Raw genomic sequence first — 14,275 nt, forward strand, 5'->3', positions numbered from 1 at the left:
CAGGGAGGATCGCGCATGCGTGTTTTTACCTTAGCGGCTGCGTTTTTTGCCGGTTTGAGTGTTTCACCTTCACAGGCTGCATCGCTACGGGTCGCGCCCGTGCTTCTGGATCTCAAAGCGCCCACGGCGGCCTCCAGCCTCCGCATCTGGAACGATGCGAAAACCCCGATCAACGTTCAGGTCAGGATATTCCGCTGGACCCAGCAGAATGGGCAGGACGTCTATACGGCGGCGCAGGACGTCGTCGCCAGCCCGCCGATGACGCAGCTGAAGGGCGGCGCGGAAAACCTTATCCGCATCGTCCGGCTTTCCAAGGCGCCGCTGAGAGCCGAAGAGAGTTACCGCGTCATCGTCGATGAATTGCCGCCGGCGGGAAGACCGCAATCCGGCACGGTCAATCTGGTGGTGCGCCACTCCATACCCGTTTTCTTCTCGCCCGCCTCCACAGGCGATCCGGAGCCGGTCTGGAAGATAACGCCGCAGGGCAATGGCTACCGGGTGTCTGTGTCCAATACGGGCGCAAAGCGGATAAGGATCGCCAATCTGATGCTTTCCGGCGGCAACGGCCAGGCGATTGCCCGCCAGCAGGGGCTGGTGGGATATGTGCTTGGCGGATCCGCCGCAAGCTTCGTGGTTCCGGCAACGGGCGGCAAAAAAGGCGGCGGCACGCTGAAGATTTCGGCAGACAGCGAAGGCGGCCCCGTCAATGCGACGGCGCGCGTCTCGGGCGGCTGATCTCGCCGTTTTGACGATTGCCGCTCTGACGGTCATTTCATCGGGCAGTTTCTCCGTGGCGCAGGATATTCCCCCTGCGGCGCAACCGGCCTCTTTTGCCGCAAAAGAAGCGGGACAGTTGCAACTCGAAGTCTACATCAACGATGTTTCGACAGAACTGATCGCCACATTTCGTCAAAACGACGCCGGATCATTTCTCATCGAGCCGGAACAGCTCACGACTATCGGGATTTCCCCGGTTGAAAGCGCTGCCGGCGATGATGGCTGGATCGATATTTCCCGGCTGCCTGACGTGGTGGCGCGTTACGATGAAGGCAGCCAGTCCATGCATTTCACCCTGCCGATGGCGGCGCGGGCGAACAGGGTGATCGATGCCTCCGGCAAGATTGCGCAGGAAGACGACGAAGAGATCAGGGAAAGGGCCACGAGCGACTTTGGAGGTCTGGTGAATTACACGATTTATGGTTCCTCCGGCGGCAACAAATGGTCGGATATCGCCGATTTCAACGGTGTCTCCGCCCTTTTGGAAAGCAGGGCCTTCGGTCCGCTCGGCGTTTTGTCCTCGTCGCAGGTTCTGAGCACATCGCGCCAGTCGGAGTTCGACACCCAGCGCCTCGATACGACCTGGAGCTATTCGGACGAGGACACACTGACGAGCTATCGGGCCGGCGATCTGATCACCAGCGGGCTGAGCTGGACACGCCCGACGCGGCTGGGCGGCCTGCAGATCCGCCGCAATTTCGATCTGCGGCCGGATATCGTCACCATGCCGATGCCGGAATTTGCCGGCTCCGCTGCCGTGCCCTCCACCGTCGATGTCTATGTCAACAATGTCCGCCGCCTGTCGCAGGATGTTCCCGAAGGGCCGTTCTCCATCACCAATCTCCCCGTCATCAGTGGCGCGGGCAATGCGCGACTGGTGGTCAGGGATGCGCTGGGGCGCGAAACCGTGTCCGAAACGCCCTTTTATGCTTCACCGGATTTGCTGGCGCAGGGTCTCATCGATTTTTCGGCCGAGCTTGGCTTTGCCCGACGCAATTACGGAACCTCGTCTTTCGATTATGACGACAAACCGCTGGGGTCTGCGACGCTGCGTTATGGTGTGTCGGACAGCCTGACGCTGGAAGGCCATGCGGAGGGCGGCGAGAATTTCTACAATATCGGCTTTGGCGGCGTCTTCACCCTTGGAGCGGAGGGATTGGCGGCGGTTTCGGGCGCATCGAGCCGCTTTGGCGCGGAAAGCGGTTATCAGCTCTCCGCAAGCGTCGAAGCGGAATTGCTGGGGGTGAAATTTCACGCGCGGTCGCAAAGGACATTCGGCGATTATCACGATATGGCCTCTGTCTCCGCCAACCTGTCTGATATCCGCACGTTATCCGGACTGCTGAGCGCGCGGCCGCCGCGAGCCCTCGACCAGATTTCCGTCTCCACCCAGCTGGGCTTCGATGAGACCAGTCTCAATTTCTCCTATACGGAACTCGAAACTTTCGATGAAAGACGATCCCGGCTGCTCGGCCTTTCCGCCACGCGGCCGTTCGGCGAGAACGGCAATATATTCATCACCGCCTATAAGGACCTTGAAGACAACAAATCCTACGGCATCTTCGCGGGCCTCTCCTGGTCGTTCGGCGGCGGCGTTTCCGGCTCGGCCGGCATGTCGTCGGATGCGGATGGATATTCGCTGACGGCCGAGGTCGGCAAATCCGAGGAACAGGCCGAGGGAAGTTATGGCTGGCGCCTGCGCGGCTCAACCGGCGGCAACGATATCGCCTCCGTTTCCGGGAGTTACCGCGGCAGCGCCGCGCGCGTTTCGGCCGGCGTCGATCAATTCAACCGCACGACACAGGCCTATGCGCAGATCGAAGGATCGATAGCGCTCGCCGGCGGCGATGTCTTTGTCGGCAACCGGATCGATGACGCTTTCGCCGTGGTGGATGCGGGCGCGCCCGGCGTCGATATCCTTTTGGAAAACCGCCCCATCGGCCAGACCAACCGCCGCGGCAAGATATTGCTTCCGAACCTGCGTTCCTATGACGTCAACAACATCACACTCGACCCGAGCAATCTTCCGGTCGACGCCCGCATCGACCGGACGAAACAGACTGTCAGGCCGACGCAGCAGGCCGGCGCGGTGGTCAATTTCAAGGTTGAAACCGAGGGTCAGGTGGCGCTGGTGACGCTGAAAGACGAGAGCGGCGAATTCATCGAAACCGGATCGACCGGCAAAATCGACGGCAAACGCGATTTCATCGTCGGTTATGACGGACAGGCCTATCTCGACAATATCAGCGAAACCCATCGCCTCCGCATCATGCAGCCGACGAAGGGCGAATGCGAAGCGCAGATCACCCTCCCCTCTGCCGGCACGACGCGCGCAACTTTCGAAACCCTATGCAGGAGCATCCAATGAAGGTCCTGACCCGTCCCGCCCTTGCCATCGCCGCTTTCCTCCCGGCTTCACCGGCACTGGCGCAAAGCTGCACCTTCAGCATGTCGGACATGAATTTCGGCTTCGTCAATCTGGCAAGCGGCAGCGCCGTGGACACAACGGCGACATTGTCAGTCACCTGCTCCAACCCCTTGTCGCTGGCGCTTTCCATCCGCATCTGCCCCAATATCAATGCCGGAAGCGGCGGGCAGTCGGGCGGCATCCGTCGCATGCTTCAGGGCAGCAACATCCTCAATTACCAGCTCTACCAGAACTCGGCGCGGACAACCTCATGGGGATCGGTCACGCAGCCCGCACTCGGCTCGCCTCCGCCAATCGACATGGCGCTGCCGCTCCTGATCAACACCACGAGCCGCACGGTCTATGGCCGGATCAACGCCGGTCAGGCCTCGGCAGCGCGCGGCCTTTACCTCTCCAGCTTCGCCGGCGCGGAAACGAGCTTCACCTATACGAGCTTTACCCTGCTCGCACCGAGCTGTTCTTCCGTGACCCAGAACCCCACGCAGGTGCCGTTCAACGTATCGGCCGCAGTTGCGCCCACATGCATCATCTCGGCCCAGAACATCGATTTCGGCAGTCACGGCGTGCTGAACACGGCAGTCAATGCGACCGGAGCGATCAATCTGACCTGCACCACCAATCTGAACTACAGTGTGGCGCTCAATGGCGGCCTGAGCAACAGTCCGCCCGCCGCGCGCCAGATGGTGCAGGCGGGCGCATCGATAACCTATGGTCTCTACCGCGACGTGAACCGCACGAATGTCTGGGGAAGTGCGGCGGGCGAGATCGCCACCGGCACCGGAACTGGCAGCCTGCAGACATTGACCGTCTATGGCCGCGTCCCGGCGCAGAACACGCCAGCGCCGGGAAACTACTCCGATACGGTCGTCGTGACGGTGAACTACTGAGCGCCCGAACGCATCTCCGACTTCCCAAGTTCCAGCCGCCTTTCGATGCCAATGGCGGCGAGGAACGCCTCATCGTGGCTGACCACCAGCAAGGCGCCGTCATAGGCCTGAAGGCCAGCCTCCACGGCCGCAATGGAATCGATATCCAGATGGTTGGTCGGCTCGTCGAGGATCAGCAATTGCGGAGGCTGCGGGCCTCCCAGGACACAGGCGAGACCGGCCCTGAGCATCTGCCCGCCCGAGAGCGTTGAAACAATCTGCAAGGCGGCATCGGCACGAAACATGAAGCGCGCAAGGGCGGAGCGGCAGGCATTCTCCCCGGCCTCAGGGTTAAGCCGAAGGAAGTTGTCGCGGATGGACAGGCTCGCATCGAGCAGGCTGACCTGCTGGTCGAGAAACACGGACTTCACCCCAACATGCACCGCCCCTTCGAACGGCGGCAAGTCCCCCGTGATCACCGAAAGCAGCGTCGTTTTTCCCGATCCGTTAGGACCGGTGACGGCAACGCGTTGCGGCCCGGTGATCTCGAAGGACAGGTCGCGAAGCACGGGGTGATGTTCGGCCCGATACCCCGCGGTCAGATTTTGCAGGCTGAGCACGGTTTTTGTCGCGTGCAGCCCGCTGGGCGGCAATGTGACACTGACGCCCTGCAGGATTTCGATCCGCTCACGCGCCGTCTTCATATCTTCCGTCGCCTCCGCCGCCAGACGGCTGGCCAGATTGGCATTGTCGCCGCTCGTCTTTTCGGCACGCCTCTTCATCGCACCGAGAAGGATACGGGGCATGTCTCCCCTCGCCGCTTTTGAAGCCCCCCTGCTATCGCGGCGGGCCTTGCGCTCCAGGGCCTCCTGCGACCGGCGCTTGACATCGGACAGACGTTTTTCCGCATTCGCGAAGTCCTGTTCGGCGGCGGCCAGTTCCAGCGCTTTTTGTGCGCGATAGTGGCTCCAGTTGCCGCCGTAACGGGTTGCACCGAGCGTGGTCATTTCCACAATCGCATCGAGGGTTTCGAGAAGTTCCCGATCATGGCTGACAACGATTGCACCACCGCGCCAGGCCGCCAGAAACTCGGCAACGAAAATGCGCCCTTCTCGGTCGAGATTGTTCGTCGGTTCGTCGAGGATCAGGAAATCCGGCGCGGCATGGATTTGAGCCGCAAGGGCGGCCCGCGTGCGCTGTCCGCCGGAAAGTGCCGAAAGCGGTGTAGAGGGCAAGGCGTCCAGCCCGACCTGCGCGAGCGCCCCGGCAATTTTTTCCTCCAGCATCCAGTCGACATCATCGAGTTCCTCAAGAGTTGCCCTTCCCGTCTGAGCACGGGCAAGGACATCGAGCGCCTCGCGCGCCTCAAACAGGTCGGCAACGGTCTCGTCGGACACGATCTGCACGCTCTGGCGCAGAAGAGTGACTTTACCCGAGACGGACACCGTGCCAGCGTTCGGCGACAGTTCGCCGGCGATCAGTTTAAGAAGCGTCGTTTTGCCGACGCCGTTGCGCCCGACAAGGCCGGTGCGTTCCGGCCCGAAGCGAAGATTGATGTCGGAAAAAAGCGGGTGACCGTCAGGTGTCGACCACGAGACGTCCGAGAGGGTGATGGAATGCGGCATGGATATGGGTTCCCCTGATGACAAGGCGTTGCGGCTTTGTGATCGGGTTGAAATCCATGGTTCACCGTCCTGTTGGTGTTGCTGATAAAATGGTCGTAGACGAAAAAAGCGGCGTGGTCATGGCGTATCTCCGGGATTTGCGGAGATAAACCTTGCCGTGCATCGATCTGCCGGAAATGAAACGCCGGAGCAGACCTCCGGCGTTTCGTTCTTTCAGGCCACCAGCCCCTTGGTCAGCTCCAGCGCCTGCCGTTCGAACAGTCGGCGGTAGATGCCGTCATTGAGGCGGATCAGCGCCTGGTGGTCGCCCTCCTCGACAATCCTGCCCTTGTCGAAGACGAGCAGCCGGTCCAGCGCCCTGACCGTGGAGAGCCGATGGGCAATGACGAGCGTGGTGCGGCCGACCATCAGCCGCTCCATCGCCTGCTGGATCTGCACTTCGCTTTCACTGTCGAGGCTGGAGGTAGCCTCATCCAGTATCAGCACCGGCGCATCCGCGAGGAAAGCGCGGGCAATCGCGACACGCTGGCGCTCGCCGCCGGACAGCTTGACACCGCGCTCACCCACCATCGTCTCATAACCCTTGGGAAGGGACATGATGAAATCATGGGCGCTGGCCTGTTTCGCCGCCTGCTCGATCTGACACCGCGTGGCGTCGGGCCGGCCGTAGGCAATGTTTTCCGCCAGCGTGCGGTGGAACAGGATAGGCTCCTGCTGCACGATGGCGATCTGGCCGCGCAGGCTCGATTGCGTAACCCCGGCGATATTCTGGCCGTCGATACGGATCGCGCCCGACTTGATGTCGTAAAGCCGCTGGATGAGCTTGACGAAAGTTGTCTTGCCCGAACCGGAATGGCCGACCAGACCCACACGTTCACCCGCCTTGATGGTGACCGAAAAGTCATCATAGAGCGGCGTCGGATGCGCCCCATACTGGAAGGTGACGTGATCGAAGACGATCTCGCCTTTTCCGATCCTGATCGGTCCGGCATCCGGCCTGTCCTCGATGCCGAGCGGCATCTTGTCCAGCAGCACCAGCTCTTCCATGTCGTTGACGGCGCGTTGCAGGTTGCGGATATCCTGCCCCACATCGCGCAGATAACCCTGCAGCACGAAGAACATCGCCAGCACGAAGGTAATGTCGCCCGGCGTCGCCAGCCCCTGCCGCCACATGATGAGGCCCGTACCCAGAATGCCGGCCTGCATGGAGACCATCATGAAGCTCTGGATCGTGCCATTCAGCGTGCCACGCTTCCATGTCCTGCGCGTGCGGTTGTCCCACTTCACCAGCACATGGCCCAGCCGCGTTTCCTCGCGGGTCTCGGCACCAAAGGCCTTGACCACCGAGTTGCAGCTGATGGCATCCGCCAGCGCGCCGCCAAGCCGGGTATCCCAGGCATTGGCGAGCCGTGCCGCCGGCGACACATATCCCATGGAAAGGCCGACCGTGACGCCGATATAGATCAGCGATCCGAGACCGACGATCAGGCCCATGACCGGCCAGTAGCTGCCGAGCACGATGGTGGCGCCCACCAGCATGACGATGGACGGCAGGAGCGCAACGAGCAGCAGATCATTGAGCGAATCCAGCGCCCACATGCCGCGGGTGATCTTGCGGACCGTGGAGCCGGCGAAGCTGTTGGCATGCCAGTCGGTGGAGAAACGCTGCACCCTGTGGAAGCCGTTATTGGCGACATCCGCCATGATTTTCAGCGTCAGCCGGATGATGCCGTTGAAGATGAACCAGCGCAGCACCACGCTCACCAGCCCCAGCGCCACCACGATGACGAAGGCGCGCAGCGCCTTGTCTGCCCCGTTTCCGGCCCCGCCGCCGCCCCCGTCACCACTGGCAATGGCATCGACGATCTGGCCGGAAAAGACCGGCACCATCACTTCGGCCAGTGTGCTGGCAATCACCAGAACGATGATGAAACCCACCAGCGCCGGCCGATGACGCCAATGGTTGAAAACAAAGCCGAGCACATGGCGATAGGCATCGGCGCGGAAATCGAGCTTCTTGCGAGTCATTTTTACCAGCCCAGCGCCCTATAATCGGCGACCGGTCCTCAAAACGGAAGTTGGATGGCACAGCCCGGGCGGGAGACGAAGTGATCCCGTCAGATCAATCGGGCTATGGGGGAAAATAAAACCGCATGTCGGGCGCGCCATGGGCGGGCCGCGAATGGATATGACCTAGTGTCGGGTCATTCCCTGCGGGAGGGTTTTGATGAATGCTGGTGTCATGCAACGCCTCCCTTTGTTCGATCTGACGCGGTAATGAGATTTGTAACTCAGCAGCTCGAGCTTGCCAAGCGGGTTTTTGCAACCGACTGGTGAGTGATGCGGAAACGCCACACCGGCTGGGTGCGACAATATAAACCGTGGCCGATGCGACGGGAGCATCGGCCACGGTTTTTCAGGTCTCTGCCTCCGTCCGCGACCGGCAGGATGCGCGGCGGAAAACCGGAATGGATCTGCCGTTACCGGTCAGTCCATCTGCACATTCGCGTCCTTGACCACCGGTCCCCACTTGGCGATTTCCGCCGCAACGTGGGTTTTCAGCTCATCCGGCGAAGAGGCAACGATCTTGGCGCTGAATTCCGCCATGCGTGCGGCAACCGCCGGATCGGCAAGCGCCTTCTTGGCGGCGGCATTCAGCTTGTCGACCACCTCGGCCGGTGTGCCGGCAGGCGCGAAGAGCGCATTCCAGGTATAGGTCTCATAACCCGGCACCGTCTCGGCGATTGTCGGCAGATCCGGGAAGGACGAGGCGCGCTCCTTGGTCGTGACACCGAGCGCCCGCAACGTGCCGGATTTGATATGTCCTGATGAAGACGGCAGATTGTCGAACATGATGGAAATCTGGTTACCCAGCAGGTCGTTGAGCGCCGGGCCTGCGCCCTTATAGGGAACATGCTGCATGCTGACACCGGCCATGCTCTTGAACAGCTCGCCGGAAAGATGCAGCGGGGTGCCATTGCCGGAAGAGGCATAGGCATGTTTGTCCGGCTCGGCCTTCAGGAGGGCAATCAGTTCCGCTACGCTGTTGACGTTGAGCTTCGGATTGACGACCAGCACATTCGGCACCACCACGAGCAGCGAGACCGGCGTGAAATCCTTTTCCGGATCGTAAGGCTTGGTCTTGAGAATGAGCGGGTTAAGCGCGTGGGTGGCAACCGTGCCCATCAGGATCGTGTAACCGTCGGGCTCGGCGCGGGCCACGCGGTCGGCGCCGAGATTGCCGCCCGCACCGGCGACATTTTCAACGACGATCTGCTGGCCGAGCTCATCACCCATCTTCTGTGCGATAACACGCGCGACCACATCGGTGGAGCCGCCCGCCGCGAAAGGAACGACCAGAGTAATCGTTCGATCAGGGAAGCCCTGCGCACCCGCAGCCGTTCCCAGCATGCCGAAAGAAACCGCCGCGGCGGCAAGTTTCAGCACCATGCGCCGTTTTGAAGACCGGTAAATCATGAACCCTCCTGTAACATGGCCTCCTCGCCATGGGCGCATAGTAGCTCAAATGCACCTCAGGGCAACCCGCAGGCGACCGGCCGCGCCCGGCCGCGACCGGCGGGTTTCAGGATAAAGGGGATTCGTCATGCTTTGAGGCGCTCTTCGACGACCCGCCAGTTGACCAGCTTGTCGAGCACGGCGCGAATATGGTCGGCCTTGCGATTTTCATAATCGACGTAATAGGCATGCTCCCATATATCGATGCCGAGATAGGCCGGGCGACCGACGGCGACGGGGTTCTTGCCGTCCTCATATCCGATCAGCGCGAGCCGGTTGTCATCGCCGCGCGTGAGCCAGACCCAGCCGGTGCCGAAGACCGTGTCGGACACATCGACCGCACGCTTCATGAAACCATCATAACCACCGAAGGTCTGGTCTACCGAAGCGGCGAGATCGCCCGTCGGCCGGTTCGGGCCGCCCGGTACGAACTGATCCCAATAGGCGACGTGGTTCCACGCCTGCGCGGCATTGTTGAAGATTTTGACGTCCGCCGCCTCCTTCGACTTGGCGGATTGCGTCACGATATCCGCCAGCTCCATGTCGGCATAAGGCGTGCCGGCGGCAAGCGCATTCAGTTTGTCATAATAGGCCTTGTGGTGTTTTCCGTAATGCAGACCCACCGTTTTCGCCGAGATGACCGGCGCCAGATCGGCTTCGGCAAAAGGAAGCTTGGGCTGAATCAAGGGCAGTGCGGCATGCGCGACGTGCGGGCGGGGAAAAATTGCAGCGGCGGCGGTTGCGGCGCTGGCGGTGAGAATGGTGCGTCTGGTAATGTCCATCATATCCTCCTCATGAACCGTGATATAGGACTAACCCCGAACTACGGCCCTGGTTTCCTAACGCCGGATGCAAATCCGTCGCGGGTCATGATGATCGGGGAATGCGACGCCGTGTTGACACGCCTCGGGGACGGATGGATCGGTTGATCGGTGCACAAAGAAAGGCCCTCCCGGTTGGGGAGGGCCTTGCCCGGTCAGTAGCGATAATAATCGCGCCGGTCGCGGTAGTCGCGATAATCTCTGCGGTCGCGCCACTCACGCCATTCCCGTCTGGCCTGACGCTCGCGCCATTCCCGGCGGCCTTCCCAGCGGTCGCGCCGGTCCCAGCCGCGCTCATAACGCGGTCCGTTCGGACGGCAATAGCCGCGCGGTGTCAAATGGAAGCCGCGTCCGCAGGCATAATCCACCTTTTGAATGTGGGATGCCGAAGGTGCAGACGGTTGACCGAGAGGCATGGCGTTGGCGCCAGTGCCGAACAGGGCGCCGAGAATGAGTCCGGCGGTTAAAATCATCTTGCGCATCTTATTCCCTCCTTGTGGGATGAGGGGATTTAGCGCCCTGCCGGGTGAACTGTGGCTGAATGAATCGTGATCTTTTCGTGGCAGCAGGCCACAGCTGCGCCGAAGGTGACGGCCGCCGGGCGGAACCCTGCGGGAGGTTTGAACATTTACCAGTGCAAGCCAAAAAATGGGAGAACACCGATGGATTGGAATCGCGTTGAAGGCAACTGGAAGCAGATGAAGGGCAAGGTCAAGGAGCAGTGGGGCAAACTCACCGATGACGATCTTGACGTCATCAACGGCAAGCGCGAACAGCTCGAAGGCAAGATTCAGGAGCGCTACGGTTACGAAAAGGACCGGGCGAAGAAAGATATCGACGACTGGTATGGCCGTCAGCCCTGGTAAGACGAGACCCCGCTGCGGCGGGGTTTTTCTTTGCGATAGATTCTTCGGTCAGCTGGCCGCAGCCAGGATAACGGCGATGACGAGCAACAGAGGCCCCATCCATCTGAAGTGACGAACGACCGGCGGCTGGCTGCCTGTGTTTTTTGACAGCGGCAGATAACCAAAGCCAACACATGTCATCCACAGGCCGGCGCAAAACATGATGAATTCGTCAATATAGGCTGCGATCATCGCTTCCCTTCCTCCGGTGCCGTTGCGATTAACCTACCCGCCCGGACAGACCTTGGGTAGAGCCCCCCTTTGCTTTCGAGCGGCCACCGGGCAGCCTGTGCCGCAACAGGCGACGGCACCGGTCCGGCAGCAACCGTCACGAAAGCGTTATGGAAAGACATTAGAACCGCCGCCGGCCCGTTCAAAAAATGCACGGCTGTGCAAAGACCGGCCAGCGCCTTTCCCGCCAACGCTCACGGGCCGGCGCTCAGCAGTTCCACTCGCGCCGAAAACATCGGAGACATAGATGAAACGCCGCACCTTTATGATGTCCGCCGCAGGCGCCGCCGCCGGTCTCGCCCTTGCACCCCGCATGAGCTTTGCCGCTCCGGGCACGATCGACTGGTACACCAGCTCGGATACCAATATCCTCGATTTCTGGTCCAATACGATCAAGCCCGCCTTTGAAGCCGCCAATCCCGGCCTGAAGCTCAACCTTGTCGATGCCGGCGACAGCGCCGGCATCGCCGCCATCGGCGAGCGCGCCATTGCCGCAAAGCAGACTGGCACCGATCCGCAGGCCGATTATTTCGAAACGGCCGATCCGCTGCTTCCCACCGGCGCCATCGAGGCCGGCATCTATGTGAACATGGCGAAAGCCGGCCTTTCCAACTATTCGCGCGTCAATCCGCTCGCCATCCGCAGCGAATACAGCCTGCCCTATCGCGGCAGCCAGGTTCTGCTCGCCTATGACACCAGCAAGCTGAAGCCGGCGGATGCGCCGAAGACCTGGGATCAGCTCGTCAGCTGGATCAAGGCCAATCCCGGCCAGTTCGTGTATAACCGTCCCGACAAGGGCGGCTCCGGCGGCAACTTCGTCCGCCGCGCCATCCATCAGGCCAACGGTCTCGACCCCAAGGCCTTCACGGTCGACAACTACACCCAGGAAGCCGGTGACAAGGCTCTCGGCAAGGCATGGGCGCTGCTGAACGATATCGCCCCGTCACTCTATGACAAGGGCGCATACTCCTCGGGCAACACGCAATCGCTGCAGCTTCTTTCCCAGGGCGTCGTCACCATGACCCCGGTCTGGTCCGATCAGGTGCTGAAGGCCATCGATCAGGGCGTTCTGCCGAAGGAAACCGGCCTCGTCCAGCTTCAGGATCTGGCGCTTTGCGGCGATTTCTCGCGCGCCGTGGTGCTTGCGAACGGCGCCAATCGCGACGCTGCCTTGAAGCTCGCCGATTTCGTGCTGTCGGAAGAAATTCAGGGCGCCATCCTCAGCGAACTCGGCGGTTTCCCCGGCGTTTCCTGGGACCATGTATCGGCCGACCTGCGCAAGCGTTTTGCCGACATCATTCCGCAGACCATTCCGACCTTCCCGGCCGGCAAATGGGAAACCGCCATCAATGATGGCTGGTATCGCAACGTCGCCCCCAACGTTAACCGCAAGTCGTGACCGAGGTTGCGGAAGGAGCGGTTCGCCCGCTCATGGACAATAGGGCAGGCAGGAGGCCAATCGGCCTCCTGCTCGTCGCCATTCCCGTATTTCTGATGATCTGGCTCGTCATCTGGCCTGCCATCAACGCCATCGGCCGTACCGTCTGGCGCACCGGCGCCGATGGTGAGACGGGTTTCGACCTTTCGAGCTACGGCTTCTTCTTCTCGGACCGCTACAGCCTCGACAATCTCGCCGTGACGTTGTGGACCACGATGGTCTGCGCGATCCTCCTTCTGGCGATCTGCCTGCCGATCGCGCTTTACCTGCGCTTTTCGCAAGGCCGCCTTTCGGCTTATGTGCAGGCGCTGGCCATCTTTCCGATGTTCGTGCCCTCCATCATCCTCGCCTTCGCCTTCATCCGCGTTCTCGGGCCCAATGGCATGGTGGACATCCTGTTCAACGCCGTCGACCTGCCGAAAATCCGCACGCCCTATCTTACGCCCTGGGGACCCGTCATCGGTCTTGTCTGGGACAATATTCCGCTCACCGTGCTTATCCTGCTCGCGGGGCTCGGCAGCGTCGCCAACCAGTCGGTGGAGGCGGCGCGGGATGTCGGGGCAAATGGCCTTCAGGTCTTCTGGCACATCATCCTGCCGCGCATCTCCAATTCCATTCTCGTGGCGCTTTCCTTTTCGGTGCTCGGCATTTTTTCCTCCTTCACCCTGCCCTATCTTCTGGGCCCGGCTTCTCCTGAAATGCTCGGCCCCTTCATGCAGCGAACGCTGCGCGAAGTGCAGGATCCCATCGGCGCCATGACCCAGGCCGTCATCGCTTTCGGCTTCTGCATCGCTTTCGGCCTCTTTTACGTGCGTTCGGTCGCGCGCAACCAGGGGAAATGACATGACGACCCTGACGCGGGCACGCGCCCGCATGGACTGGCCCGGCATCTTTTTCGCCACCCTTCTCACCATCGCCATCGTCGGGCCGCTGCTTGTGGTGGGCACCTGGGCATTCACCGAGGTCTGGCGTTTTCCCAACGTCATTCCCCAGCAGTTCGGTTTCCGTTTCTGGGGCCAGACGCTCGGCCGCGCCGATGTGTGGAACGCCCTGATGCTGAGCCTGCGGCTGACAACGGTGGTGACGCTGCTTTCGGCGCTGATCTGCCTTCCCGCCGCCTATGCCTTTGCGCGCATGAGCTTTCCCGGCCGCAACCTGCTGTTCTTTTCCTTTCTCGCCGGCCATGCCTTCCCGAAATTCGGGCTTCTGGTGGCAATCGCCGCCATCTTCCTGCAGCTCAACCTCATCGGCACCTTCTGGGGGGTCGTTCTCATCCAGCTCGTCGGCACGCTGATGTTCATGATCTGGATTCCCGTGGCGGCATTCCAGGCCGTCGACCGGCGCATGGAAGAAGCGGCCCGCGATGTCGGCGCCAGTCCGCTCAGGGTCTTCTGGTCGATTACGCTGCCGCAGGCCGGACCGACCATCGCCGCCGCCGTGCTGCTGAGCTTCGTCGGCACTTTTTACGAGACCGAAGGTGCATGGCTGATCGGCGCGCCCGGCATTCGCACGATGCCGGTGCTGATGATCAGCTACATCAACAATCAGATGGTCATCCAGTATGGCGCGGTCCTGTCCGTCCTGCTCTGGGTGCCGTCCTTCATTGCCCTCATGTTCGCCCGCCGCGTCATCGGTGGCGGCGCATTCGCCCGCGGTTTCGGCGGTTAG

13 protein-coding genes are annotated in these 14,275 nt (G+C 61.4%); 7 read left to right on the forward strand and 6 right to left on the reverse strand.

All coding sequences use genetic code 11. The annotated features are described in order from the left end of the window. The first annotated feature begins 15 nt into the window (after window positions 1-15). From ACIQUH_RS12535 to ACIQUH_RS12545, 3 genes are read left to right on the forward strand one after another with little or no spacing between them, the layout of a single operon-like run. Window positions 16-735: a molecular chaperone gene (locus ACIQUH_RS12535; protein ID WP_400815383.1), complete on the forward strand. Its 720-nt coding sequence runs from the start codon at window positions 16-18 to the stop codon at window positions 733-735. After that, on the forward strand, window positions 707-3,145 hold the full coding sequence (locus tag ACIQUH_RS12540) for a fimbria/pilus outer membrane usher protein (RefSeq protein ID WP_400815385.1): 2,439 nt from the start codon (window positions 707-709) through the stop codon (window positions 3,143-3,145). Before ACIQUH_RS12535 ends, ACIQUH_RS12540 begins: the two co-directional genes overlap by 29 nt. After that, window positions 3,142-4,092: a spore coat U domain-containing protein gene (locus ACIQUH_RS12545; protein ID WP_400815387.1), complete on the forward strand. Its 951-nt coding sequence runs from the start codon at window positions 3,142-3,144 to the stop codon at window positions 4,090-4,092. The genes ACIQUH_RS12540 and ACIQUH_RS12545 overlap by 4 nt, the downstream gene beginning before the upstream one ends. Here ACIQUH_RS12545 and ACIQUH_RS12550 read toward each other — a convergent pair. From ACIQUH_RS12550 to ACIQUH_RS12570, 5 genes are all read right to left on the reverse strand, one after another. Then, entirely contained in the window at window positions 4,086-5,696 is a 1,611-nt protein-coding gene (locus tag ACIQUH_RS12550) for an ABC-F family ATP-binding cassette domain-containing protein (RefSeq protein WP_400815389.1), read from the reverse strand. The two genes, ACIQUH_RS12545 and ACIQUH_RS12550, sit on opposite strands and share 7 nt — an antisense overlap. 213 nt (window positions 5,697-5,909) lie before the next feature. Beyond that, window positions 5,910-7,724 (reverse strand): ABC transporter ATP-binding protein, encoded by a 1,815-nt coding sequence (locus ACIQUH_RS12555; RefSeq protein WP_400815391.1) that lies wholly within the window; start codon window positions 7,722-7,724, stop codon window positions 5,910-5,912. Window positions 7,725-8,183: 459 nt separating this feature from the next. Next, window positions 8,184-9,173: a Bug family tripartite tricarboxylate transporter substrate binding protein gene (locus tag ACIQUH_RS12560; RefSeq protein WP_400815393.1), complete on the reverse strand. Its 990-nt coding sequence runs from the start codon at window positions 9,171-9,173 to the stop codon at window positions 8,184-8,186. A gap of 125 nt (window positions 9,174-9,298) precedes the next feature. Next, a complete protein-coding gene (locus ACIQUH_RS12565) occupies window positions 9,299-9,994 on the reverse strand; it encodes a superoxide dismutase (RefSeq protein ID WP_400815395.1) in 696 nt (231 codons plus the stop codon). A 194-nt stretch (window positions 9,995-10,188) separates the two neighbouring features. Next, window positions 10,189-10,515 (reverse strand): GCG_CRPN prefix-to-repeats domain-containing protein, encoded by a 327-nt coding sequence (locus ACIQUH_RS12570; RefSeq protein ID WP_400815397.1) that lies wholly within the window; start codon window positions 10,513-10,515, stop codon window positions 10,189-10,191. 180 nt (window positions 10,516-10,695) lie between these two features. Between ACIQUH_RS12570 and ACIQUH_RS12575 the strand changes: the two genes are divergently transcribed. Further along, window positions 10,696-10,899, forward strand: coding sequence for a CsbD family protein (locus tag ACIQUH_RS12575; RefSeq protein ID WP_065657719.1), 204 nt, complete (start codon window positions 10,696-10,698; stop codon window positions 10,897-10,899). Between the two features lie 48 nt (window positions 10,900-10,947). On the opposite strand, the gene ACIQUH_RS12580 is transcribed toward ACIQUH_RS12575, so the two are convergent. Next, window positions 10,948-11,130 carry a hypothetical protein gene (locus ACIQUH_RS12580; RefSeq protein WP_400815399.1) on the reverse strand — a complete coding sequence of 61 codons (183 nt, stop codon included), beginning with the start codon at window positions 11,128-11,130 and terminating at the stop codon, window positions 10,948-10,950. A 286-nt stretch (window positions 11,131-11,416) separates the two neighbouring features. On the opposite strand from ACIQUH_RS12580, the gene ACIQUH_RS12585 reads away from it, so the two are divergent. The 3 genes from ACIQUH_RS12585 to ACIQUH_RS12595 are packed head-to-tail and all read left to right on the forward strand — an operon-like array spanning window position 11,417 to window position 14,275. After that, the gene (locus ACIQUH_RS12585; RefSeq protein ID WP_400815401.1) at window positions 11,417-12,568 is read left to right on the forward strand and encodes an extracellular solute-binding protein; all 1,152 of its coding nucleotides are present in this window, start codon (window positions 11,417-11,419) and stop codon (window positions 12,566-12,568) included. A gap of 32 nt (window positions 12,569-12,600) precedes the next feature. After that, window positions 12,601-13,449, forward strand: coding sequence for an ABC transporter permease (locus ACIQUH_RS12590; protein ID WP_400815404.1), 849 nt, complete (start codon window positions 12,601-12,603; stop codon window positions 13,447-13,449). 1 nt (window position 13,450) lies between these two features. Continuing rightward, window positions 13,451-14,275, forward strand: coding sequence for an ABC transporter permease (locus tag ACIQUH_RS12595; protein WP_080867397.1), 825 nt, complete (start codon window positions 13,451-13,453; stop codon window positions 14,273-14,275).

Source organism: Agrobacterium sp. NPDC090283 (assembly GCF_044769685.1).
In the GTDB taxonomy this organism is placed as follows: Bacteria; Pseudomonadota; Alphaproteobacteria; order Rhizobiales; family Rhizobiaceae; genus Agrobacterium.